Source organism: Tamlana sedimenti, assembly GCF_038148895.1.
Taxonomy (GTDB): domain Bacteria; phylum Bacteroidota; class Bacteroidia; order Flavobacteriales; family Flavobacteriaceae; genus Tamlana.
Genome location: NZ_JBBVGQ010000005.1, coordinates 116,942 through 141,058 on the forward strand (window position 1 = coordinate 116,942; position 24,117 = coordinate 141,058).

15 protein-coding genes are annotated in these 24,117 nt (G+C 37.6%); 11 read left to right on the plus strand and 4 right to left on the minus strand.

Features of this window, described 5'->3' with window-relative positions; all coding sequences use genetic code 11:
- Nucleotides 1–19 precede the first annotated feature (19 nt).
- From WJN01_RS12980 to purL, 4 genes are all read left to right on the plus strand, one after another.
- Entirely contained in the window at nucleotides 20–1,240 is a 1,221-nt protein-coding gene (locus WJN01_RS12980) for an RsmB/NOP family class I SAM-dependent RNA methyltransferase (protein WP_445197590.1), read from the plus strand.
- Nucleotides 1,241–1,292: 52 nt separating this feature from the next.
- Nucleotides 1,293–1,832 (plus strand): dihydrofolate reductase family protein, encoded by a 540-nt coding sequence (locus WJN01_RS12985; protein WP_445197591.1) that lies wholly within the window; start codon nucleotides 1,293–1,295, stop codon nucleotides 1,830–1,832.
- Between the two features lie 10 nt (nucleotides 1,833–1,842).
- Nucleotides 1,843–2,703, plus strand: a complete 861-nt coding sequence (locus WJN01_RS12990; RefSeq protein ID WP_445197592.1) for a fructosamine kinase family protein — start codon at nucleotides 1,843–1,845, stop codon at nucleotides 2,701–2,703.
- A 117-nt stretch (nucleotides 2,704–2,820) separates the two neighbouring features.
- Entirely contained in the window at nucleotides 2,821–6,483 is a 3,663-nt protein-coding gene (gene purL / locus WJN01_RS12995) for a phosphoribosylformylglycinamidine synthase (protein ID WP_445197593.1), read from the plus strand.
- 80 nt (nucleotides 6,484–6,563) lie between these two features.
- Here the strand turns inward: purL and WJN01_RS13000 are convergent, their stop codons facing one another.
- The 4 genes from WJN01_RS13000 to ppdK all read right to left on the minus strand — a co-directional run bounded on the left by WJN01_RS13000 (nucleotide 6,564) and on the right by ppdK (nucleotide 14,121).
- Nucleotides 6,564–7,826, minus strand: a complete 1,263-nt coding sequence (locus WJN01_RS13000) for an L-lactate MFS transporter (protein WP_445197594.1) — start codon at nucleotides 7,824–7,826, stop codon at nucleotides 6,564–6,566.
- 31 nt (nucleotides 7,827–7,857) lie between these two features.
- Nucleotides 7,858–8,580 carry a pyruvate formate-lyase-activating protein gene (pflA, locus tag WJN01_RS13005; RefSeq protein WP_445197595.1) on the minus strand — a complete coding sequence of 241 codons (723 nt, stop codon included), beginning with the start codon at nucleotides 8,578–8,580 and terminating at the stop codon, nucleotides 7,858–7,860.
- A 105-nt stretch (nucleotides 8,581–8,685) separates the two neighbouring features.
- Complete coding sequence (gene pflB, locus WJN01_RS13010; RefSeq protein WP_445197596.1) at nucleotides 8,686–10,911, minus strand: formate C-acetyltransferase; 2,226 nt, start codon at nucleotides 10,909–10,911, stop codon at nucleotides 8,686–8,688.
- A 480-nt stretch (nucleotides 10,912–11,391) separates the two neighbouring features.
- On the minus strand, nucleotides 11,392–14,121 hold the full coding sequence (ppdK, locus tag WJN01_RS13015) for a pyruvate, phosphate dikinase (protein ID WP_445197597.1): 2,730 nt from the start codon (nucleotides 14,119–14,121) through the stop codon (nucleotides 11,392–11,394).
- Nucleotides 14,122–14,344: 223 nt separating this feature from the next.
- Here ppdK and WJN01_RS13020 point away from each other — a divergent pair, with 223 nt between their 5' ends.
- The 7 genes from WJN01_RS13020 (at nucleotide 14,345) to WJN01_RS13050 (ending at nucleotide 24,109) form a co-directional block, all read left to right on the plus strand.
- The gene (locus tag WJN01_RS13020; protein ID WP_445197598.1) at nucleotides 14,345–16,117 is read left to right on the plus strand and encodes an AMP-dependent synthetase/ligase; all 1,773 of its coding nucleotides are present in this window, start codon (nucleotides 14,345–14,347) and stop codon (nucleotides 16,115–16,117) included.
- Nucleotides 16,118–16,313: 196 nt separating this feature from the next.
- The gene (locus WJN01_RS13025) at nucleotides 16,314–16,757 is read left to right on the plus strand and encodes a MarR family winged helix-turn-helix transcriptional regulator (protein WP_370478283.1); all 444 of its coding nucleotides are present in this window, start codon (nucleotides 16,314–16,316) and stop codon (nucleotides 16,755–16,757) included.
- Between the two features lie 11 nt (nucleotides 16,758–16,768).
- Complete coding sequence (locus tag WJN01_RS13030; protein WP_445197599.1) at nucleotides 16,769–19,177, plus strand: 3-hydroxyacyl-CoA dehydrogenase/enoyl-CoA hydratase family protein; 2,409 nt, start codon at nucleotides 16,769–16,771, stop codon at nucleotides 19,175–19,177.
- Nucleotides 19,178–19,254: 77 nt separating this feature from the next.
- Nucleotides 19,255–20,445, plus strand: coding sequence for an acetyl-CoA C-acyltransferase (locus WJN01_RS13035; RefSeq protein WP_445197600.1), 1,191 nt, complete (start codon nucleotides 19,255–19,257; stop codon nucleotides 20,443–20,445).
- A gap of 34 nt (nucleotides 20,446–20,479) precedes the next feature.
- Complete coding sequence (locus WJN01_RS13040; protein ID WP_445197601.1) at nucleotides 20,480–20,830, plus strand: four helix bundle protein; 351 nt, start codon at nucleotides 20,480–20,482, stop codon at nucleotides 20,828–20,830.
- 40 nt (nucleotides 20,831–20,870) lie between these two features.
- Nucleotides 20,871–22,682 (plus strand): acyl-CoA dehydrogenase FadE, encoded by a 1,812-nt coding sequence (locus tag WJN01_RS13045; RefSeq protein WP_445197602.1) that lies wholly within the window; start codon nucleotides 20,871–20,873, stop codon nucleotides 22,680–22,682.
- A gap of 92 nt (nucleotides 22,683–22,774) precedes the next feature.
- A complete protein-coding gene (locus tag WJN01_RS13050) occupies nucleotides 22,775–24,109 on the plus strand; it encodes a M28 family peptidase (RefSeq protein ID WP_445197603.1) in 1,335 nt (444 codons plus the stop codon).
- The last annotated feature ends 8 nt before the right edge of the window (nucleotides 24,110–24,117 follow it).

The window sequence follows — 24,117 nt, forward strand, 5'->3', positions numbered from 1 at the left end:
GCAACCTTAATTGAACACAATGCGATTACACAGAAATTTATGCTTTGCAGTTATTGATGGATTGACCCAAATTTTTAATGAAGGTGAATATGCCGACAAAGTCATCCAACAACTATTAAAACGGGATAAACGTTGGGGTTCGCGGGATAGAGCTTTTGTTGCCGAAACCACCTATGATATTGTGCGCTGGAAACGCCTGTATGCTGAAATTGCTGATGTAAGAGAACCTTTTAACCGTGATAACCTGTGGCGCATGTTTGCCGTTTGGGCCACACTTAAAGGTATAAAATTACCCGATTGGAAATATTTTGAAAACACACCAACCCGTAAAATAAAAGGACGTTTTGATGAGCTTTCAAAAATTAGAAAATTTAGGGAATCCATCCCAGATTGGATTGACAATGTTGGATTGGAAGAATTGGGTGAAGAACAGTGGAGCAAAGAAATTGCCATGCAAAACGAGCAAGCCGATGTTATTTTGCGTGTTAACACCCTAAAGACCACCAAAGGAAAACTACAAAATATTCTATTTGACGAAAACAGTATTGAAACTGAATTCATCAAAGGCTACTCATCTGCGCTAAAACTAAAAGAACGCGCCAACGTTTTTGTAACCGATGCTTTTAAAAATGGACTTTTTGAAGTTCAGGATGCGTCATCACAATTGGTTGCCGATTTTCTTGACGTAAAACCAGGCATGAAGGTGGTCGACACTTGTGCCGGTGCCGGTGGCAAAACCCTTCACATTGCTTCTTTAATGGAAAACAAGGGGCAAATCGTCGCTATGGATATTTATGAAAGTAAACTCAAAAAACTGAAGGTTCGTGCCCGTAGAAATGGCGTGCATAATATCGATTTAAAAGTATTGGATTCAACAAAGCCCATCAAGAAATTATTCGATAAAGCCGACCGTGTTTTAATTGACGCCCCATGTTCTGGTTTAGGCGTTTTACGCAGAAATCCAGATGCCAAATGGAAGCTGGAACCTGAGTTTTTAGACCGTATTAGAGTTACCCAACAAGAAGTGTTGCAACAATATTCAAAAATGGTAAAGCCCTTAGGAAAACTGGTTTACGCCACCTGTTCGGTATTGCCATCTGAAAACCAAAACCAAGTTGAAGCTTTTTTAAAATCGGAAGCTGGAGCAAACTTTAAGCTGATAAAAGACAAAAGAATATTGGCCCATACTTCTGGTTATGATGGGTTTTATATGGCGTTGTTAGAGCGAAAAGCTAAATAATTTATATCATTCTAAACTAGTTTTGGAATCCCATCTTGCTTATCTTGGTTTTATGAAAACCAAAAACATTGTATTCATTGGCAAAAGCCTTGATGGTTTTATCGCTGGAAAAAATGGTGAGTTAGATTGGTTGGAAATGATTCCCAACCCAGGACAAAATGACATGGGCTACCATGCGTTAATGGATGAGATTAATGCCATTGTTATGGGAAAGACCACCTTTGAAACCGTCATAGGTTTTGATATTCAATGGCCCTACAAAAAGCACGTATTTGTTTTAAGCCACTCCTTAAAAGAAGTTCCAAAAGACTTAAACAATAAAGTTACCCTGTTACAAGGTGATGAAAATGAAATATTAAAAACCATCCACAGCAAAGGGTTTTACAATTTATATATTGATGGTGGAAAAGTGATTCAAAATTTTTTGGCGGAAGATTTAATTGATGAACTTCGTATTTCCACCCTGCCCATACTTTTAGGCGATGGCGTTCCGCTATTTGATGTTCTGCCAAAATCTTTGGAATTTACCCATATAAAAACCGAAGTTTTTTTGAATGAGATTGTTCAGAGTTGCTATAAACGGAAACGTTGAATCGATTTAAATGATTGAGAATTTAAAATCACACATTTCACACATCTTAAACGAAACCATCACCAAAGTTTCACCAGTTCATGGTGGCGATATTTCAACCGCTTATAAAATTGAAACTGAAAAAAACTCATATTTCATTAAAACAAACAAATCTTCAAATGCGTTGCACATGTTTCAAATTGAAGCTAACGGGCTAAATACAATTGGCAACACCAATACCATAAAAACACCAAAGGTTTTAGGCTGTAACCGTTTTGAAAACACTGCTTTTCTGCTGATGGAATTCATTAATAGCAAATCGCCCTCTTCCAAAGATTTTGAAAATTTGGGAAGCCAACTGGCCAAATTGCACCAATGTCCTGCAGAAAACTTCGGTTTAAATCAAGATAACTTTATTGGTAGTTTGCCACAAAGCAACAAACAACACAAAAGTTGGGTTGACTTTTACACAGAAGAACGTTTGTTACCCCAAATTGAACTGGCCAAACAAAAAGGCTTACTTTCAAATGCCGAATGCCACTCTGGTCAAAGCATCCAAATTCAGCTTCAACACTTATTTCAAAATATAAAACCTGCTTTATTGCATGGCGATTTATGGAGCGGCAACTATTTAATTTCAAAAGATGGCACACCATATTTAATTGACCCAGCTGTGTATTATGGTCATCACGAAGTAGATATTGCCATGAGCAAATTATTCGGTGGTTTTGGGATTAGGTTTTACGAGACTTATCAGGATTATTTTCAACCAGATGAAAACACCTCCGCACGAATAGAAATTTACCAATTGTATTACTTGTTGGTTAATTTAAACTTATTCGGGCGCTCTTACCATGGCTCAGTAGTAAACATTTTCAGAAAATACTTTTAAAAAACCGTCTGTTCAAAACCTAGTGCATAACTCTTCTTTTTCCATTTTATATTTAGATAAAATTCCATTAAAAAGACCTAAATTTGCACTTTCTTTTAACACACAAATCCATACCTAATGATTCATTTCTTTGGAAACGTAACCAGCAAAGTTTTTGCAGTGCAAACCACAAAAGAATTATCAACCGAAACCATCTCTAAACTAACATGGCTTTTTGGCAACCAGCCTAAAATAGAACAAGCATCATTGGGTGCTTTTTTTGTTGGTCCACGCGCGGCCATGATTACACCTTGGAGTACAAATGCGGTAGAAATCGCCCAAAACATGGGCATTCAAGATATTATTCGTATTGAGGAATTTGAAGCAGTTGCTGAAGATTTTAAGGATTTCGACCCGATGATTTCAGAGAAATTTAATGGATTGAATCAGGAATCATTCACCATAAACATCAAGCCAGAACCTATTTTGAATATTGAAGATATTGCAGCTTATAATGTGCAAGAAGGTTTATCATTGAGTAATGAAGAAGTTGAATATTTGGAAGGTGTCTCAAAGAAAATTGGCAGACCGCTAACGGACTCTGAAGTGTTTGGATTTTCGCAAGTGAATAGTGAACATTGTCGCCATAAGATTTTCAATGGTACGTTTGTAATTGATGGTGAAGAGAAACCAACTTCACTTTTTAAACTCATTAAAAAGACATCCGAAACAAACCCGAACGATATTGTTTCGGCATATAAAGATAACGTAGCTTTTATAAAAGGCCCACAAGTGGAACAATTTGCACCGAAACGTGCTGATGTTCCAGATTTTTACACGACGCAAGATTTCGACTCTGTGATTTCGTTAAAAGCCGAAACACACAACTTCCCTACCACTGTTGAGCCTTTTAATGGTGCAGCAACAGGTTCAGGAGGTGAAATTCGCGATAGATTGGCTGGTGGGAAAGGCTCTATTCCTCTAGCTGGAACCGCAGTTTATATGACATCTTATTCAAGATTGGAAGAAAATCGCCCTTGGGAAAAAGCATTCCCAGAACGTGATTGGCTATACCAAACCCCAATGGATATTTTGATAAAAGCTTCAAATGGGGCATCAGACTTCGGAAATAAATTTGGGCAACCACTAATTTGTGGTTCGGTTTTAACTTTTGAGCACGAAGAAGATGCTCGCAAACTTGGCTTCGACAAGGTTATCATGCAAGCAGGTGGTATTGGTTATGGGAAAACTTCCCAAGCGTTGAAAGACACACCCAAAAAAGGAGATAAAATTGTGATTCTTGGTGGTGAAAACTACCGCATTGGTATGGGTGGAGCTGCGGTTTCATCAGCAGACACAGGTGAATTTGCTTCAGGCATAGAATTGAATGCCGTACAGCGTTCCAATCCTGAAATGCAAAAACGTGCTGCAAACGCTGTTCGTGGTATGGTAGAAAGTGATGAAAATTTTATCGTTTCCATCCACGACCACGGTGCTGGCGGTCACCTAAATTGCCTTTCAGAATTGGTTGAAGATACTGGTGGTAAAATTGATTTGGATGCGCTTCCTGTTGGAGACCCAACTTTATCGGATAAAGAAATTATTGGTAATGAATCGCAAGAACGTATGGGATTAGTTATTGGTGAAAAACATATTGACTTTTTACACAGAATTGCCGACCGTGAGCGTTCGCCCATGTACACTGTTGGTGATGTTACGGGAGATGACCGATTCACTTTTGAGTCTAAAACCAATGGGCATAAACCCATGGATTTAGCCATGGAAGACATGTTTGGAAGCTCGCCAAAAACGGTAATGACCGACAAAACAATTAATAGAAATTATAGCGATATTGTCTATAACCCTGATGAATTTTACACCTATCTAGACCAAGTATTGCAACTTGAAGCAGTTGCTTGTAAAGATTGGTTGGTTAATAAAGTAGACCGTTGCGTTGGTGGTAAAGTTGCTAAACAACAATGTGCTGGGTCGTTACAATTGCCTCTTAACAATGTTGGTGTTATGGCATTGGATTACAAAGGAAAAGAAGGGATTGCCACTTCTATTGGCCACTCGCCCATCTCTGGGTTGATTAATCCGGTTGCGGGAAGTAGAAATTCCATCACAGAAGCATTGACCAACATTATTTGGGCTCCATTGAAAGATGGTCTAAAATCGGTTTCTTTATCGGCAAACTGGATGTGGCCCTGTAAAAATGAAGGTGAAGATGCCCGTTTATACGAAGCTGTTGAAGCCGTTTCAGCGTTTGCTATTGATTTAGGTATTAATGTGCCAACGGGAAAAGATTCGCTTTCCATGAAGCAAAAATATCCTAATGAAGACGTGATTTCTCCAGGTACTGTCATTATTTCGGCAGCAGCCCATTGCAACGACATTACCAAAGTTGTTGAACCCGTTTTTAATAAAAATGCAGGTGATATTTACTATATCAACCTATCTCAAGATGATTTTAAATTAGGGGGAAGTTCGTTTGCCCAAATTTTAAATAAAATTGGAAAAGAAACACCGACTGTTAAGGATGCTTCGTACGTCAAAAACGCATTCAATACCGTTCAAAACTTAATAAGAAATGGGCAAATTGTTGCAGGGCACGATGTAGCTTCTGGCGGTTTGATTGCTACACTTTTGGAACTATGTTTTGCCGACAACAATCTTGGTGCTGAATTGGATTTATCTGCGTTAAATGAGAAAGATTCCTTTAAACTTTTATTTGCTGAAAATACAGGTTTGGTGATTCAATCGAAAGATAGTTCAATTGAAAGCGTTTTGTCAGAAGCAAACATTGAATTTTTCAACATTGGAAAAGTAACTGAGAGCGATACTTTGAGCATCATTAACCACACCGACGTATTTACTATGACAGTTTCAAGGTTGCGTGATGTTTGGTACAAAACCTCTTTCCTACTCGACCAAAAACAAACCGCAAATGGGTTAGCTCAAGATCGTTTTGATAATTACAAAAGCCAACCGCTAAAATATAACTTCCCAAGTCATTTCACTGGGAAGCTTCCTGTAATTGACTTGAACAAACCAAAACCAAAAGCTGCAATTTTACGGGAAAAAGGAAGTAATTCTGAGCGTGAAATGGCCAATGCCATGTATTTAGCTGGTTTTGATGTAAAGGATGTACACATGACCGATTTAATCTCAGGCAGGGAAAACCTTAAGGATATCCAATTTTTGGGTGCCGTTGGAGGCTTTAGCAATTCTGATGTTTTAGGCTCTGCAAAAGGTTGGGCAGGAGCCATTAAATACAACGAAAAGGCCAACAAAGCTATTCAGGATTTCTTCAATAGAGAAGACACGCTTTCTGTTGGAATTTGTAATGGTTGCCAATTGTTTATGGAATTGGAAGAAATAAATCCAGACCACGAAATCCATGGAAAAATGCACCACAATGATTCCCATAAACATGAAAGTTCATTTACTTCTGTGAAAATTCAGGAGAATAATTCGGTGATGCTTTCAACACTAGCTGGAAGCACTTTAGGTGTTTGGATCTCGCATGGCGAAGGTAAATTCAATTTACCTTATGCTGAGGACAAATACCATATCGTTGCCAAATATGGTTATGAAGGTTATCCGCATAACCCAAACGGGTCTGATTTTAACACTGCTATGATGTCTGATAAAACGGGACGTCATTTGGTAACCATGCCACATATTGAGCGCTCCACCTTTCAATGGAACTGGGCATATTATCCTGAGGGAAGAAAAGACGAAATTTCACCATGGCTGGAAGCCTTTGTCAATGCTCGTTTATGGATAGAGTCTCACTAAACTTAATAGTTGGCTAATAAAAACACAAAAACCTCTTTCTTAAAATAGAAAGAGGTTTTTACTACTATTAATCTAAATAACTAGTAAGCTAGTTTCAATTTTCTCTCCTCAATGCCTTTGTAGGCTTTCAATACCAACCGTTTCATAAGCAGGGAAATTACCAAAGCCACCACAAACAATACTGCAAATACTCCAAGAGTTGCATCCAATGAACCTGTAGCATTTTTAACAACATCATAAATTGTAGGACCTACAACTCCTGCCAATCCCCAAGCCGTTAAAACCATACCGTGAATTGCACCTAATTGTTTAGTGCCAAACAAGTCACCTAAAAACGCAGGCAATGTTGCAAAGCCTCCACCATACATGGTGATTACCGTAAACAGAATAATCAAAAATGTAAGCTCCATAGAAATCTTTGGCAAGAAATAAAAAGCTAAAATTTGAAACACAAAAAATAGAATGTAGGTATTTGCCCTTCCTAAATAATCGGACAAACTAGACCACATAATTCTGCCCAAACCATTAAACACACCTATCAATCCTACAATAGCTGCAGCCTCCATAGGCGTATAATTCAATTTCTCTTGCATCATTGGGCTAGCCGCAGAAATAATGGCTATACCACAAGCAATATTTATAAATATCATAATCCAGATATAATAAAACCGAGTGGTTTTTAATGAGGCATTGGCATCAATATTGGCCATATCAGTTTTTAACGTTTTGCCTTCTCCAGGATTATATCCGGCCGGCATGTAGTTTTCTGGAGGTCTTTCAATATATCTTGCCGATGATAAGATTAATACGGTATAGATGGCTCCTAAAATGTAAAAGGCATTTGAAACACCAACCGAATCAAATAAAGATTGCATGACTGGTCCAAATATCAGAGCAGCAAACCCAAACCCCATAATTGCCATACCTGTAGCAAGACCACGTCTATCAGGAAACCATTTTACCAATGTGCTTACCGGAGTAATGTAGCCGAGTCCTAACCCTATGCCTCCAATAACACCATAACATAGATAAAATAGAATCAATGACTCTAATTGAACGGCCAGACCTGAACCTAAAATCCCAATGCCATAGAATATTCCTGCCGTTGTACCACTTACTTTGGGTCCAACTTTCTCAACCCATCTTCCTAAAAAGGCAGCAGATAGCCCCAATAATAGGATGGCTATTTTAAATGCCCATTTAATGACGCTTCCGTCTACATCAAAAATCTCTTTTACCGGATTGGTCATTACGGAATATGCATATACCGAACCAATTGAAATATGGATTCCTACTGCCGAAGCAGCAATCAACCATCTGTTTTTTAATTTATTTGCATTCATAATTGTTTAATTTTCAGCTACCTAATGCCAACTAGTTTATTCTTACTTCTTTAAAATAGTTCTGTAAAATAGCCGCAGCAGTAGCCAATTCATCTTTTGTGTTTTCTCGGGCATCTTTAAGTTCATAATTCCATCCTAAAGCTTCCCATTTATGTATCCCTAATTTGTGATAAGGTTGTATTTCAATTTTCTCAATGGTATTGTAATCCTTAAAATGTTCGCCCAAAGCATGCAACAATTCCGGCTTGCTTGTTATTTCAGGAATCAACACATAACGCAACCACATTTTTTTTCCGGACAATTCCCTGTGCTCAGCCAAATCAAATGCTATCTGTTTATTTGATTTACCGGTTAAAGTTTCGTAACCTTCGTCGGTCATGTGTTTTATGTCCAACATGATTAAATCGGCATAATCATCCAGTAATTCTTTAGAAAAATGATTCAATATTCTTCCATTGGTATCAAGGTTTGTATGAATACCTTCCTCTTTTAAACTTTTAAAGAATTGTATCAATGCCTTTGCCTGCAATAATGGTTCACCACCTGAGACAGTAACACCACCTTTTTTACCAAAGAAAGGTTTTAGGTTTATAGCCATTTTAACCAATTCTTCAATTTCATATTCCTTACCTCCCGATGTAGCTAAAGCATCAGGATTATGGCAATACAAACATTTTAATTTGCAGCCTTGAAGGAACACCACCATTCTAACTCCTGGACCGTCATGGGTTCCAAAAGATTCAATGGAATGCACCTGTAATATATTGTCTGTAGTTTTGATAACGCAAGGATTTAAAATTAGCACCCGAAAAGAAAGCTTTCGCCTTCTTTTCAGATGCATTCAAAATATTAATAAAAACTAAATGGATTCGTGGAAAGACCGTGTAATGACTTCTTGCTGTTGCTCTCTAGTTAACCTAACAAAGTTAACAGCATAGCCAGAAACACGTATGGTCAATTGAGGGTATTCCTCTGGATGTTCCATGGCATCCAATAAAGTTTCTTTATCCAACACATTTACATTAACGTGTTGCGCTCCTTTAGAAAAATAACCATCTAATATGGTACCTAAATTTTCAATTCTGTCTTCTTCATTGGCCCCTAATGATTTTGGAACAATGGAGAACGTATTTGAAATACCATCCTTTGAATCTGAATACTGAATTTTTGCAACAGAGTTTAAGGAAGCTATTGCGCCATTTGAGTCTCTACCATGCATTGGGTTGGCACCAGGAGCAAATGGAATTCCATAGGCTCTACCATCTGGAGTGGCTCCTGTTTTCTTACCATAAGCAACATTTGATGTAATGGTAAGAACAGACATTGTAGGTTCTGCATTTTTATAAACCGGCAGTTTTTTCAGTTCATTATTAAAATCAGCTACTGCATTTGCGGCTAAGAAGTCTACTCTATTATCATCATTTCCATATTTGGGAAACTCTCCTTCAATTATAAAATCTATTGTCAAACCTTCTTCATTTCTAATAGGTTTAACTTTTGCATATTTGATGGCTGAAAGCGAATCCGCTACAATGGATAATCCTGCAATACCGTAAGCAATACTAATGCTAGGATTGGTGTCTATCAAAGCCATTTGAGCCTTTTCATAATAGTATTTGTCATGCATATAATGAATAATATTCATGGAATCATTATACACGCGTGCCACTTCTTTCATGGCTATTTTGAAATTGGCCATAACTTTATCGAAATCTAAATACTCATCTGTATATTCAGCTACACCATGAATCATTTGTTTACCTGAAAGCTCGCAACGTCCACCATTTATTGCCAACAATAATGTTTTTGCCAAGTTAGTTCGCGCTCCAAAAAACTGAATGGCTTTACCTATTTCCTGATAGGAAACACAACATGCAATACCATAATCGTCTGAACCTCGGCTGGTTCTCATTAAATTATCATTTTCAAATTGAATGGATGATGTATCAATTGCAACTTTGGCGCAATAATCCTTGAAGTTTTGAGGTAAATTCTCAGACCATAACACAGTCATGTTTGGTTCTGGAGATGCTCCCAAGTTGTATAAGGTATTCAAGAATCTAAAGGCTGTTTTGGTTACTTTAGTTCTTCCATCATTAAACATACCACCAATCGCTTCGGTTACCCAGGTTGGATCACCTGCAAATATTTCGTCGTAAGCACCCATTCTAAGATGGCGAACCATTCTTAGCTTCATCACAAATTGATCTATATATTCTTGCGCTTCTTCTTCAGTAATCAAACCTTCCTGTAAATCATGCTCAATATAAATATCTAAGAAGGCAGACACATTACCCAAAGACATGGCAGCACCATCTTGTTCTTTCACGGCTGCTAAATAAGCCATATATGTCCATTGCACTGCTTCTTGTGCATTTTCAGCAGGACGTCCTAAATCCAAATTGTATTTAGCGCCCAATTCAACCATTTCTTTCAAGGATTTTATTTGCTCAGACACCTCTTCACGTAAACGTATTGTGGCTTCTGTCATTGGGCTTTTTATATTTTGTAAATCAGCTTTCTTGGCTTCAATTAGAAAATTGATTCCATATAAAGCTACACGACGATAATCCCCAATTATTCTTCCCCTAGCGTAGTTGTCTGGCAATCCAGTTAAAAATCCTAAAGAACGGAATTTTCTAATTTCTGATGTGTAGGCATCAAACACCCCATCATTATGTGTCTTCACATATTTGGAAAATAATTCTGAAATATTCTCATTTGACTTTAAGCCAAGTTCTGCCAATGCTGTTTCCACTACCTTGAACCCTCCAAATGGCTTCATGGTACGTTTTAAAAGTTCATCTGTTTGCAATCCAACAATCACTTCATTTTCCTTGTCAATATAGCCTGCATCAAATGCACTAACCGTGGAAATGGTATTTGTATCCACCGAACGAACTCCATTGTTTTTTCGTTCTTCTTTGGTAGCTTGTTTACATATTTCCCATAATTTTTGAGTTTTGGCACTTGGTCCCACCAAAAACTCATGAGTACCATAATAAGGTGTGATGTTGTTGATTACAAAATCTCTAACATTTACTTCTTTTGTCCAAGTTCCGTATTTAAATTTCTTTACTTCCATTTTATTAATATTTTGTTTTTTGAAAAGCCATTTCTGGATGCTGTGACAAAATTAGCTGACGTGTAAATCGAAAAACCTGATTAAAGTCATATATCGCCTGTGTTAAAGAAATACTTATTAACGAAAACGTTTGAAATAAAAAAAAGTTGAAAAAATTTTTTTCCTTAGAAATAAGGAGATAAAATGTCCTATCGAAAAAGCAATAATTGCTTCAAAAAACAAAACCCACAAACCGATTTTATCGGTTTGTGGGTTTTGTTTACTTATGAATAAAACATTAACGATTTTTTATGGCTACTCGAGGTGACACCAATTTAGTAATTGGTTTTTCTAAATGTTAAGCAACGCAAATAGTTCCTGACTAACTAAAAACAGAATTTGGTTTACTACAAATTCTAACTTTTTAATAACAACTAAAAAAGTCCCGAGGGGCAAATTTACCTCGGGGCTTTTTTCATAAAAACTAAGAAATATAACCTATCAAATTCTTTCTTTAATCACAGCTTGGGCTGACACCAATCTGGCAATTGGCACTCTAAAAGGTGAACAACTCACATAGTTCATACCGGTGTTATAGCAAAACTCAACAGAACTTGGTTCACCACCATGCTCACCACAAATCCCGACTTTTAAATTTGGTTTAACGCTTCTACCACGTTCAGTCCCCAATTTAACCAATTGGCCAACACCTTCTTGATCCAGAACTTCAAAAGGATCTACTTTTAAAATGCCCTTTTGAATGTAAATTGGCAAAAACTTACCGGCATCATCGCGGGAATAACCAAAGGTCATTTGTGTTAAGTCATTAGTTCCAAAGGAGAAGAAATCTGCTTTTTCCGCAATTTTATCGGCCATTAAAGCAGCTCTTGGAATCTCAATCATGGTACCAACTAAGAATTCAACCTTATCATTTCTTTCTTTAAAAACCGTGTTGGCAGTTTCTCTAATGATTTTTTCCTGAGCCTCAAACTCTTTTAATGTTCCAACCAGTGGCACCATGATTTCGGGAACCACAGTCATACCTTTTTCTTTTAGATTAAGCGCAGCTTCAATGATAGCACGGGTTTGCATTTCGGTAATTTCTGGATATGTGTTACCCAATCGGCAACCACGATGACCCAACATTGGGTTAAATTCTTCCAGTTCGGCTACTTTATTTTTCACGGCCTGAAGTGAAATGTGCATCTCATCTGCCAACTCTTTTTGCGTTGCTAATTGGTGAGGCACAAACTCATGCAATGGCGGATCCAATAATCGTATGGTTACAGGTAGACCTTCCATGGCTTCAAAAATACCTTCAAAATCTTCGCGTTGCATTGGCAATAATTCTTGCAAAGCTAGTTTTCTGCCTTTAACAGTATCTGCCAAAATCATTTCCCGCATCGCTTTAATCCTGTCCACTTCAAAGAACATGTGTTCTGTTCTGGTCAGTCCAATTCCTTGAGCACCAAAGCTTCTGGCAACACGCGCATCGTTTGGTGTATCGGCATTGGTTCTAACTTTCATGACAGCATATTTATCGGACAGCTCCATGATTTCAGCAAACTCACCGGTTAACTCAGGCTCACGGGTGGCAACTTTACCTTCAATAATATTCCCTGTTGAACCATTCAATGAAATCCAATCGCCTTCGTGATATTCGTGTCCATCAACAGTAAGCGTTCTGGCTTTATAATTGATTTTTAAGGCACCAGCACCAGATACACAACATTTACCCATACCGCGCGCAACAACGGCAGCATGTGAGGTCATTCCACCACGAGCGGTCAAAATACCTTTGGCAATATGCATACCTTCCAAATCTTCGGGAGAGGTTTCAATACGAACCAAAATACTGTTTTTGAATTTGTTGGCTTCATCGGCAAAAAATACGATTTTACCCGTTGCAGCACCTGGAGATGCTGGCAATCCTTGCGCTATTACATGTGCCGACTTCAATGCTTTGGGGTCAAAAACAGGGTGTAATAATTCATCCAACTTATTAGGTTCAATACGCAATAAGGCCTCTTTATCATTTATTTTGCCTTCTTTTAAAAGATCGACTGCAATTTTAACCATAGCGGCACCTGTGCGTTTACCATTTCTGGTTTGCAGGATCCACAGTTTTCCATCTTGAATGGTAAATTCCATATCCTGCATATCGCGGTAGTGATCTTCCAGCTTTTGTTGATAGCTATTCAACTCTGCATAAATAGAAGGCATTAATTCTTCAAGAGAAGGATATTTTTCCAAACGTTCGGTTTCTTCAATTTTAGCCAATTCTGCCCAACGTTGTGACCCTAATTTGGTGATTTGTTGTGGTGTTCTAACACCTGCAACTACATCTTCACCTTGTGCATTGATTAAATATTCACCGTTAAAAACATTCTCTCCTGTTCCGGCGTCACGAGTAAAACAAACGCCAGTTCCTGAGTTATCACCCATATTGCCATAAACCATGGCTTGAACATTTACAGCAGTTCCCCAATCTTCCGGATACCCATGCATGTTTCGGTAATAAATGGCACGATCACCATTCCAGCTATTAAAGACGGCAACTATAGCACCCCAAAGTTGATCCCAAGGATTCGATGGGAAATGATGCCCGGTTCGTTTTTTTACAGCTTCCTTAAAATCATAAACCAAATCCTTTAAATCCTGAACTGTAAATTCGGTATCTAATTGAATACCTCTTTTCCCTTTTAGATTTTCCATAATCTCTTCAAAAGGATCGATATCTTCTTTTGAAGCGGGCTTCATTCCTAAAACTACTCCACCATACATTTGAATAAAACGACGATAGGAATCCCAGGCAAAATGTTCATTATTGGTTTTTTTGGCTAAGCCAACAACCACTTCATCATTTATACCAAGGTTTAAAACGGTATCCATCATACCGGGCATAGAAACCCTTGCGCCAGACCTAACGGAAACCAAAAGCGGATTTTCCTTATCCCCAAAAGAAGATTCCATGAGTTTTTCAATATTGTCGATGGATGCCTCCACTTCACTTTTAATCATTTCAACCACCGCATCTTTTCCCAATAAATTGTATTCGGTACAAACTTCGGTCGTAATGGTGAATCCAGGTGGCACTGGAATACCAATTGAACTCATTTCTGCTAAATTGGCTCCTTTTCCTCCCAAAAGATTACGCATTTTGCTATTCCCATCAGCAGACTTGTTACCAAATCTGTACACATGGGTTTTCTCTGCTTCAAGTAATTCCATAATATTTATATTTTTTAATTTTTTGAACGTTTTTAATGTCCCTATAAAAGTAATTTGGTATTTGATGCTTTTCAATGACATAAGTCATATTATATATAGTTTTAAAAGATGAAATATTTGAAGTTCAGGTTATAAAGTACAAATGGGAATCAGCCCTTCAATCTCACTATTTGAAAATCATTTTTAATTTCATATTTTGCAATACTAGACTTTACAAATAAGCATGAAAGAAATAACCAGACTTTTTGATTTTCCTTATTACCAACTAAAAAACCATCCTTTGGAAGCGTGCTTGGTCACAAAATATAACAGCGAATGGGTAAGCACTTCTACGCAGGAATACATCGATAAGGCGAATGCCATTAGCAGGGCTTTGCTAAAACTTGGCATAAAAAAGAATGATAAAATTGCCGTTATTTCTTCTACCAACAGAACCGAATGGAATATTGTTGATATTGGCGTACTTCAAGTTGGCGCACAAAATATTCCCATTTATCCAACAATTAGTGCCGAAGATTACGAGTATATTTTAAACCATAGCGAATCTATCTATTGTTTTGTATCAGATGAAGAAGTTTTGGAAAAAATCAATCAGGTAAAATCCAAAACCCTACTAAAAGGAATCTATACCTTTGACAACATAAAAGGTTGTAAGCACTATTCAGAATTATTGGAACTTGGCAAAGATAATGGTAACCAAAATGAAGTTGAAGACCGAAAAGCGAATGTAAAGCCCGAAGAATTGGCAACCATTATTTACACGTCTGGAACCACGGGCAAACCCAAAGGGGTTATGTTGTCTCACAACAATATTGTATCCAATGTGCTTGCCGCCCGTAAAAGGTTTCCGCTATCTTATGGAGACCGAGCTTTGAGCTTTCTTCCAATCTGCCATATTTTTGAACGTGTTTTTACCTATCTATACCAATATGTAAGCATTGAAACCTATTTTGCTGAAGCTATTGAAAAAATAGGTGATAATGCCAGAGAAATTAAACCTTCAACTATGACGGTCGTACCAAGATTGGTTGAGAAAGTTTACGACAAAATTATTGCCAAAGGAGCTGAATTAACGGGATTAAAAAAGAAAATATTTTTCTGGGCCGTTGAAGTAGGAGCCAATTATAAACCCTATAAACAAAATGGCCCTTGGTATGCTTTTAAACTAGGCATTGCACGGAAGCTGATTTTTAAAAAATGGCAAGAAGCTTTGGGTGGAAACATCGTTTTCATGGCCTCAGGAAGTGCAGCCTTGCAACCTAGATTGGGCAAAATATTCGGAGCGGCAAATATGCCAATCATGGAGTGTTATGGGCTTACTGAAACGTCTCCGGGAATATCAGCAAGCGACAAACGAAACAATAACTGGAAAATTGGTTACGTTGGTAAAGTGATTGACGGCGTTGAAGTAAAAATTGCTGAAGATGGGGAGATTCTTTGCAAAGGCCCAAACGTTATGATGGGTTACTATAAAGACCCAGAAAAAACGGCCAGTGTGATGACTGGAGATTATTTCCATACAGGAGATAAAGGTGAAATTGATGCCGATGGTTTTCTCAAGATTACCGGGCGTAAAAAAGAAATGTTCAAAACATCTGGTGGCAAGTACGTTATTCCAACATTGCTTGAAAACGAATTAAAACAATCACGATTTATAGAACAAATTATGGTCATTGGCGAGGGTGAAAAAATGCCTGCCGCTTTAATACAGCCCAATTTTGAGTTTATCCAAGAATGGATTGCGCAAAAGAAACACAAAATCGGGAAATCTTTTGAAGACATTTCAAACTCTGAAATTATTCAAAAAAGAATTCAAAAAGAGATTGATAAATGCAACCAAAAATTTGGTAAGTGGGAGCAAATAAAGGCCTTTGAATTGACTTCAGAAATCTGGTCCATTGAGTCTGGACATTTAACTCCGACCATGAAAATGAAAAGGGACATCATCAAACAGAAATATGCTAGTTTGATTGAAAAAATATACAGGCCCCAATAGGAAAAACGTCAATTCTTCACGAAAAACAGAAAAACAAAAATTTTCAGAATTTTAGTAAAATTTGTTATGCATGCATAACAAATTTTACTATATTTGGTGCAGTCAGGTCAAATTTAGCCCTATTCTAGTTAAATAGCAAAATAAAACTTAACAGCTAATTACATCTGACAAAGAACGTTACAACCAAAACTATTTGATGAAAGATAAAACCATTGATTACGTATTGCGAACAACTTGGCTTTGTGTTCAAAAAATGTACAACGAAGAAGCCGCAAAATTTGAAAGTACAATGGCAACAGGCTTCACATTATTAAGCATTGACCCCGAAAAAGGTACGCCATCAACTGCCTTAGGACCAAAAATGGGCATGGAAGCCACCAGTTTATCCAGAATATTAAAAACAATGGAAAAAAGGGGACTGATTGAACGTCACCCTAATCCAGATGACGGTCGAGGAGTTATTATTATGCTTACCGAATTTGGTCGTGAAAAAAGAGCCCAATCCAGAGAAAAGGTTTTACAATTCAATGAAACGATTAGAAGTCATATTTCCGAAGAAAAAATCAACCATTTTTATGAAGTCGCTGAAGTGATTAATGATATGGTCAGCAATAAAAAAATATTTAATCAAAACGATTAGTCATTTATAAAATGAGTAAAAGAAGAATTAAAAAAGTAGCTATTGTAGGTTCAGGTATCATGGGAAGTGGTATTGCTTGTCATTTTGCCAATATTGGCGTGGAAGTTCTTTTGTTGGATATTATCCCCAGAGAACTTAACGACAAGGAAAAAGCCAAAGGTTTAACTTTAGAAGATAAAGTGGTAAGAAATCGGTTAGTTAATGATGCTTTGGCTTCTGCACTAAAATCTAAGCCCTCTCCTATTTACCATCAAAAATTTGCCAGTAGAATTACGACTGGTAATTTAGAGGACGACATAGCCAAAGTTGCCCACGTTGATTGGATTATGGAAGTTGTGGTTGAAAGGCTAGACATTAAAAAGCAAGTTTTTGAAAAACTTGAAAAACACAGAACACCAGGAACACTCATAACCAGTAATACTTCTGGTATTCCCATAAAATTTATGAGTGAAGGTCGAACTGAGGATTTTCAAAAACATTTCTGTGGCACGCACTTTTTCAATCCAGCACGATACTTAAAATTATTTGAAATCATTCCTGGGCCTAAAACATCACCAGATGTATTAGACTTTTTAAATGGTTATGGTGAACAGTTTCTTGGGAAAACTTCGGTAGTTGCTAAAGACACCCCTGCATTTATCGGTAATCGCATTGGTATATTTGGCATTCAAAGCTTGTTCCATCAGGTAAAAGAAATGGATTTAACCATTGAAGAAGTAGACAAACTCACCGGCCCTGTGATTGGTCGTCCAAAATCGGCAACGTTCCGCACGGTTGATGTGGTTGGATTGGATACTTTGGTACACGTTGCGAATGGGATTTATGAAAACTGCCCAAATGACGAAGCACACGAATTATTCAAACTACCCGATTTTATTAATACCATGATGGAAAATAAGTGGTTGGGCAGCAAAACAGGACAAGGTTTTTATAAAAAGGTAACTGGAGCAGACGGAAAAAGTGAAATTCTGTCTTTAGACCTGAACACCTCAGAATATAGGGCAAAAAAATCAGCAAAATTTGCCTCCTTAGAACTTACAAAATCGGTTGATAAAGTCATTGACCGTTTTCCAATTTTAATTTCCGGAAAAGATAAAGCAGGCGAATTCTATCGTAAAAATTTCACGGCCATGTTCGCCTATGTTTCCAAAAGAGTTCCTGAAATTTCGGATGAATTATATAAAATTGATGATGCCATGAAGGCAGGTTTTGGATGGGAGCACGGTCCTTTTCAAATTTGGGATGCCGTTGGTGTAGAAAAAGGCCTAGAACTCATGAAAGCAGAAGGTTTGGAACCCGCCTCTTGGGTAAATGACATGTTGGCTTCGGGCAGTTCTTCTTTTTATACGGTAAAAGAAGGAAACACCTATTTTTATGATATCCCATCCAAATCACAACAAAAAGTACCAGGTCAAGATGCGTTTATCATATTGGATAATATCAGGAAATCCAATCAAGTATTCAAAAACGATGGTGTTGTAATTGAAGACTTGGGAGATGGTATTCTTAATTGTGAATTCCAGTCTAAAATGAACACCATTGGTGGTGATGTTTTGGCAGGATTGAACAAGGCAATTGATTTAGCCGAAAAAGATTTTGATGGCTTGGTTATTGGAAACCAAGGAGCCAATTTCTCAGTTGGCGCCAATATCGGTATGATTTTCATGATGGCCGTCGAGCAAGAATACGAGGAATTGAATGGAGCCATTAAGTATTTTCAAGATACGATGATGCGGATGCGCTATTCATCCATACCTACAATTTCAGCGCCGCATGGCATGTCTTTGGGCGGAGCATGCGAACTATCTATGCACGCAGATAAAGTTGTGGCAGCTGCGGAAACTTATATGGGACTTGTTGAATTTGGCGTTGGAGTTATTCCTGGCGGCGGCGGCTCCAAAGAGATGGCCTTGAGGGCATCAGACACTTTTAGACAAGGTGATGTAGAATTGAATGTTTTACGCGAATATTTCCTGACTATTGGTATGGCAAAAGTATCTACTTCGGGCTATGAAGCTTTTGATTTAGGGGTTCTTCAACAAGGAAAAGATATTATTGTGGTCAATAAAGACCGTCAAATTGCCACTGCAAAAGCACACGCAAAATTACTAGCGGAAGCGGGTTACACAAAACCTGTAAAGCGCAACGATGTAAAAGTTTTGGGAAAACAGGCTTTGGGCATGTTTTTAGTTGGAACCGATTCTATGGAGGCATCAAACTACATTAGCGAGCACGACCACAAAATAGCCAACAAACTAGCCTATGTTATGGCTGGAGGCGATCTATCTGAGCCGACATTAGTTAGTGAGCAATATCTATTGGATTTAGAACGTGAAGCTTTCTTAAGTTTATGTACAGAGAGAAAAACATTAGAACGAATTCAGCATATGCTTAAAACCGGTAAACCATTGCGAAATTAGACAGATTAGATTGTTAGGTTTCTAGATATTTAGAAATCTTAACGGTCTAAAATCTAATCATCTAAAAATCTAAAATTATGAAACAAGCATATATAGTTAAAGCGTATAGAACTGCGGTTGGTAAAGCACCCAAAGGGGTTTTTCGTTTCAAAAGAACCGATGAATTAGCGGCTGAAACCATTCAGTATATGATGGATAAGTTGCCCAATTTTGACAAAACCAGAATCGATGATGTTATTGTTGGTAATGCCATGCCCGAAGGTTCACAAGGTTTAAATATGGCCCGTTTAATTTCTTTAATGGGTTTAAATATTGTGGATGTGCCTGGTGTAACCGTTAATCGATTTTGTTCATCAGGTGTGGAAACCATCGCTATAGCTGCCGCTAAAATTCAAGCTGGTATGGCCGATTGTATCATTGCTGGAGGTGCAGAAAGCATGAGTGCCGTGCCGATGACAGGATTTAAACCAGAATTGAACTACGACCTTATAAATTCTGGGCATGAAGATTATTATTGGGGAATGGGAAATACAGCTGAAGCTGTTGCGAATCAATTCAAAGTGTCACGTGAAGATCAGGATGAATTCGCATATAATTCACACATGAAAGCTTTAAAAGCTCAAGCCGAAAATCGTTTTCAAGACCAGATTGCACCCATTAAAGTTGAAGAAACTTATATTGATTCTAATGGAAAAAAGGCAACTAATTCCTATACAGTTACCAAAGATGAAGGCCCGAGAAAAGATACAAATTTGGAAGCCTTGGCTAGATTGAAACCTGTATTCGCTCAAGGTGGAAGCGTAACGGCTGGGAATTCATCTCAAATGAGCGATGGAGCAGCTTTTGTTTTGATTATGAGTGAAGATATGGTAAAAGAATTAAACCTAGAACCTATTGCTAGATTGGTTAATTACGCTGCCGCAGGTGTTGAACCACGTATTATGGGTATTGGTCCAGTGAAAGCCATTCCAAAAGCTTTAAAACTTGCCGGATTAAAACAAAATGATTTAGAATTAATCGAACTTAACGAAGCGTTTGCATCACAATCCTTGGCGGTGATACGGGAATTAAACTTAAATCCTGATATCGTAAACGTCAATGGAGGCGCCATTGCTTTAGGGCATCCACTGGGCTGCACTGGAGCCAAACTTTCGGTTCAATTATTTGATGAGATGCGCAAACGAAACATGAAAGGAAAATATGGTGCCGTAACTATGTGCGTTGGTACAGGGCAAGGTGCTTGTGGCATATTTGAATTTTTGAATTAGAAACCAAGACTTAAAAGAACCAAGATTCAAGACCATGCACAATTTCAAGAAATTAAAGATTTGGACTGAAAGTATGGAACTTGTTTCAGAATCATACAAAATAACAAGGTCTTTTCCTGAATTTGAAACTTATGGTTTAAAAAGTCAAATGAATAGAAGTGCGGTTTCAATCCCTTCAAACATTTCTGAAGGGACTAGTAAAAGTTCGAATAAACATTTAAATAAGTACTTAGAGGATAGTTTAGGCTCTGCTTTTGAATGGGAAACTCAGTTAAATGTAGCATTCAATGAAAATTATATTTCAGAAGAAAAATTTAAAGAATTAGAACAAAAAATAAATCAAATACAAAAAATGATATCAAGGTTTAAATCTGGATTATCCTAGTCTTGATTCCTGATTCTTGAATCTATAAATCCAAAAAACTATGGAAACTAAAGAAAAAAATATTTTACGTGGAGGACAATTCTTGGTAAAAGAAATTGACTGCGAAGACATTTTTATACCCGAAGATTTCAACGAAGACCAGCTTATGATGAAAGAAGCTGTTACAGAATTTGTTGATAGAGAGATTTGGGCTAAAAAAGCACAATTTGAAAAGAAGGATTATGCCCTTACTGAATCTTGCATGCTGAAAGCTGGAGAATTAGGGTTTTTAAGTATTGCTGTTCCTGAAGAATATGGTGGAATGGGCATGGGCTTTATAGACACCGTGTTGGTTTGCGACTATATTTCTGGAGCAACAGGTTCTTTCAGTACAGCATTCGGAGCTCATACGGGTATTGGCACTATGCCTATTACATTATATGGCAACGAGGAACAAAAACAAAAATATGTCCCTAAACTAGCTACGGGTGAATGGTTTGGTTCCTATTGTTTAACCGAACCAAGTGCTGGTAGTGACGCCAACTCCGGAAAAACTAAAGCCGTACTTTCTGAAGATGGAACGCATTATAAAATTACAGGACAAAAAATGTGGATTTCCAACGCCGGATTCTGTAGCCTTATGATTGTTTTCGCCAGAATAGAAGACGATAAAAACATTACTGGTTTTATTGTTGAATACGACCCAGAAAACCCTAACGGTATTACTATGGGTGAAGAAGAACATAAGTTAGGCATACGTGCTTCCTCAACCAGACAAGTGTTTTTTAATGACACTATTGTTCCCGTTGAAAATATGCTTTCAACTAGAGGAAATGGTTTTAAAATTGCCATGAATGCCTTAAACGTTGGAAGGATTAAATTGGCTGCAGCTTGTTTAGACGCCCAAAGACGAACCATCACGGAATCCGTAAAATATGCCAACGAGCGCATTCAATTTAAAACGCCAATTTCAAGCTTCGGCGCCATTCGTCAAAAACTTGCAGAAATGGCCACCAACTGCTGGGTAGGTGAAGCAGCTACCTACCGCGCTTCAAAAAACATTGAAGACCGCATTACAATACGTAAAAACAACGGCAAAGATTCGCATCAGGAAGCTGAATTGAAAGGTGTTGAGGAATATGCCATTGAGTGCTCCATTCTTAAAGTTGCCGTTTCAGAATTTGTTCAAAATTGTACAGATGAAGGTATTCAAATTTTTGGAGGCATGGGTTTTTCTGAAGAAACACCAATAGAATCTGCTTGGCGTGATGCCCGAATTTCCAGAATTTATGAAGGCACTAACGAGATTAACAGAATGCTTTGCATAGGCATGCTTATTAAAAAAGCCATGAAAGGTCATGTGGACTTGTTAACACCAGCCCAAGCAGTAGCTGAAGAATTAGTCGGAATTCCTTCTTTTGAACCACAAGATTTTTCAGAATTGTTTTCAGAAGAAAAAAGCATCATTAAAAACCTTAAAAAATTGTTTTTGATGGTTGCTGGTGCTGCTTTAAAGAAATACGGTGAAAAAATCGAGCAACAACAGCAATTAATGTTGGCGGCTTCCGATATTTTAATCCAAATCTATTTGGCAGAATCAGCTATTTTAAGAGCAGAGAAAATGGCTAGAAAAGAAGGCGAAGAAAATGTTAAAGAGCAAATAGCCATGGCAAAATTAAATTTATTCCATGCTATTGACGTTATAGAAACTGCCGGAAAACATTCAATAATTTCATTCTCCAAAGGAGACGAACAACGCATGATGCTCATGGGATTAAGACGCTACATAAAATATGTAAACATGCCCAATATTATAGAACTTAGACACATTATTGCGCAAAAGGTAATTGATGAAAATAAATACTGCTTCTAAGCAGGTTAAAAGTGACTAACTCAATTTTTAAAAGCGCCTTGAATTTATTTCGGGGCGTTTTTATTTTCAGTATTTTAGATGAAATTTTTAATATGAAAAGATTACTTTTTATAGCTATTTTAAGCTCAACGTTACTGTCTTTTGCTCAGAAAGACCTCCAATTATACGATATTATAAATGCTGTTTCTGCAAATAGAATAGAACAGGACATACGGACCTTGGCAAACTTTGGTACAAGAAATACCTTTAGTGACACCTTATCAAATACTAGAGGTATTGGAGCAGCCCGACGTTGGATTAAACAAGAATTTGAAAACATATCCCAAAATTGCGATGGCTGCATTGATGTGTTTTATCAAAAAGATTTTGTAACCAAAAAAGGAAATGACCGTATACCACATGATGTTTGGGTTGTTAACGTAGTGGCAATTCAAAAGGGAACCAAATACCCAAATAGATATATCATTATGAGTGGTGATATTGATTCAAGAAATAGCGATGGATCAGATTTCACAAAAGATGCTCCTGGCGCGAATGATAATGCATCAGGAATGGCAGGAGCTATTGAAGCGGCCAGAGTGCTTTCGAAGTACGAATTTGAAAGTAGTATTGTGTATGTTGGGCTTTCTGGCGAAGAACAAGGTCTTTTTGGTGGTGCAGGCTTAGCTAAATATGCCAAAGAAAAAGGCTGGGAGATTATTGGTGTTTTAAATAATGATATGATTGGAAATATAAAAGGTGTTGATGGCATAATTGACAATCGAACTTTTAGGATTTTCTCAGAACCTATTCCTCCAAATGAAACAGAAAGGGAACGCACACTGCGAAGGTATTATGGTGGTGAAGTGGATGGTATTTCGCGTCAACTAGCCCGTTATGTTTACAAAAATGTAAAAACCTATATGCCTGAAATGAACCCTATGATGGTTTACAGACTGGACAGATTTGGTCGTGGTGGACATCATCGCCCATTTAATGATTTGGGTTTTGCCGGAATCAGAATTATGGAAGCACATGAAAATTACAATCAACAACACCAAGATATCCGAGAAGAAAATGGCGTTAAATATGGCGATGTTATTGAGCACGTAAACTTTGATTATGCAAAAAAACTAACCGCCGTAAATGCCATAAATTTGGCGAGTTTGGCATCAGCCTCGCCTGCTCCGACTAACATAAGTATTGGTGGTATTGTTGAGCCTTCAGTTAAGTTAAAATGGGACAAAGTTGATGGGGCTAAAGGCTATAAAATTTATTGGCGCGACACCACTTCTCCAACTTGGGATAACAGTAGATATGTAGGAGATGTTTCAGAATTTATGTTGGATGGTATTGTTATTGATAATTACTTTTTTGGAGTCGCTTCGGTTAATGAAAATGGATTTGAAAGCGTCGTTGTATTTCCAAATAAAGTGTTTCGAGATTAAAAAATAAA

What these genes read in the sequence shown, in the direction of transcription:
- WJN01_RS12985 (WP_445197591.1), top strand. Translation starts at nt 1,293, where the DNA reads ATGAAAACCAAAAACATTGTATTCATTGGCAAAAGCCTTGATGGTTTT.
- WJN01_RS13050 (WP_445197603.1), top strand. Translation starts at nt 22,775, where the DNA reads ATGAAAAGATTACTTTTTATAGCTATTTTAAGCTCAACGTTACTGTCT.
- ppdK (WP_445197597.1), bottom strand. Translation starts at nt 14,121, where the DNA reads ATGGAATTACTTGAAGCAGAGAAAACCCATGTGTACAGATTTGGTAAC.
- pflB (WP_445197596.1), bottom strand. Translation starts at nt 10,911, where the DNA reads ATGGAAGTAAAGAAATTTAAATACGGAACTTGGACAAAAGAAGTAAAT.
- WJN01_RS13045 (WP_445197602.1), top strand. Translation starts at nt 20,871, where the DNA reads ATGGAAACTAAAGAAAAAAATATTTTACGTGGAGGACAATTCTTGGTA.
- WJN01_RS13040 (WP_445197601.1), top strand. Translation starts at nt 20,480, where the DNA reads ATGCACAATTTCAAGAAATTAAAGATTTGGACTGAAAGTATGGAACTT.
- WJN01_RS13000 (WP_445197594.1), bottom strand. Translation starts at nt 7,826, where the DNA reads ATGAATGCAAATAAATTAAAAAACAGATGGTTGATTGCTGCTTCGGCA.
- WJN01_RS13020 (WP_445197598.1), top strand. Translation starts at nt 14,345, where the DNA reads ATGAAAGAAATAACCAGACTTTTTGATTTTCCTTATTACCAACTAAAA.
- WJN01_RS13035 (WP_445197600.1), top strand. Translation starts at nt 19,255, where the DNA reads ATGAAACAAGCATATATAGTTAAAGCGTATAGAACTGCGGTTGGTAAA.
- purL (WP_445197593.1), top strand. Translation starts at nt 2,821, where the DNA reads ATGATTCATTTCTTTGGAAACGTAACCAGCAAAGTTTTTGCAGTGCAA.
- WJN01_RS13025 (WP_370478283.1), top strand. Translation starts at nt 16,314, where the DNA reads ATGAAAGATAAAACCATTGATTACGTATTGCGAACAACTTGGCTTTGT.
- WJN01_RS12980 (WP_445197590.1), top strand. Translation starts at nt 20, where the DNA reads ATGCGATTACACAGAAATTTATGCTTTGCAGTTATTGATGGATTGACC.
- WJN01_RS13030 (WP_445197599.1), top strand. Translation starts at nt 16,769, where the DNA reads ATGAGTAAAAGAAGAATTAAAAAAGTAGCTATTGTAGGTTCAGGTATC.
- WJN01_RS12990 (WP_445197592.1), top strand. Translation starts at nt 1,843, where the DNA reads ATGATTGAGAATTTAAAATCACACATTTCACACATCTTAAACGAAACC.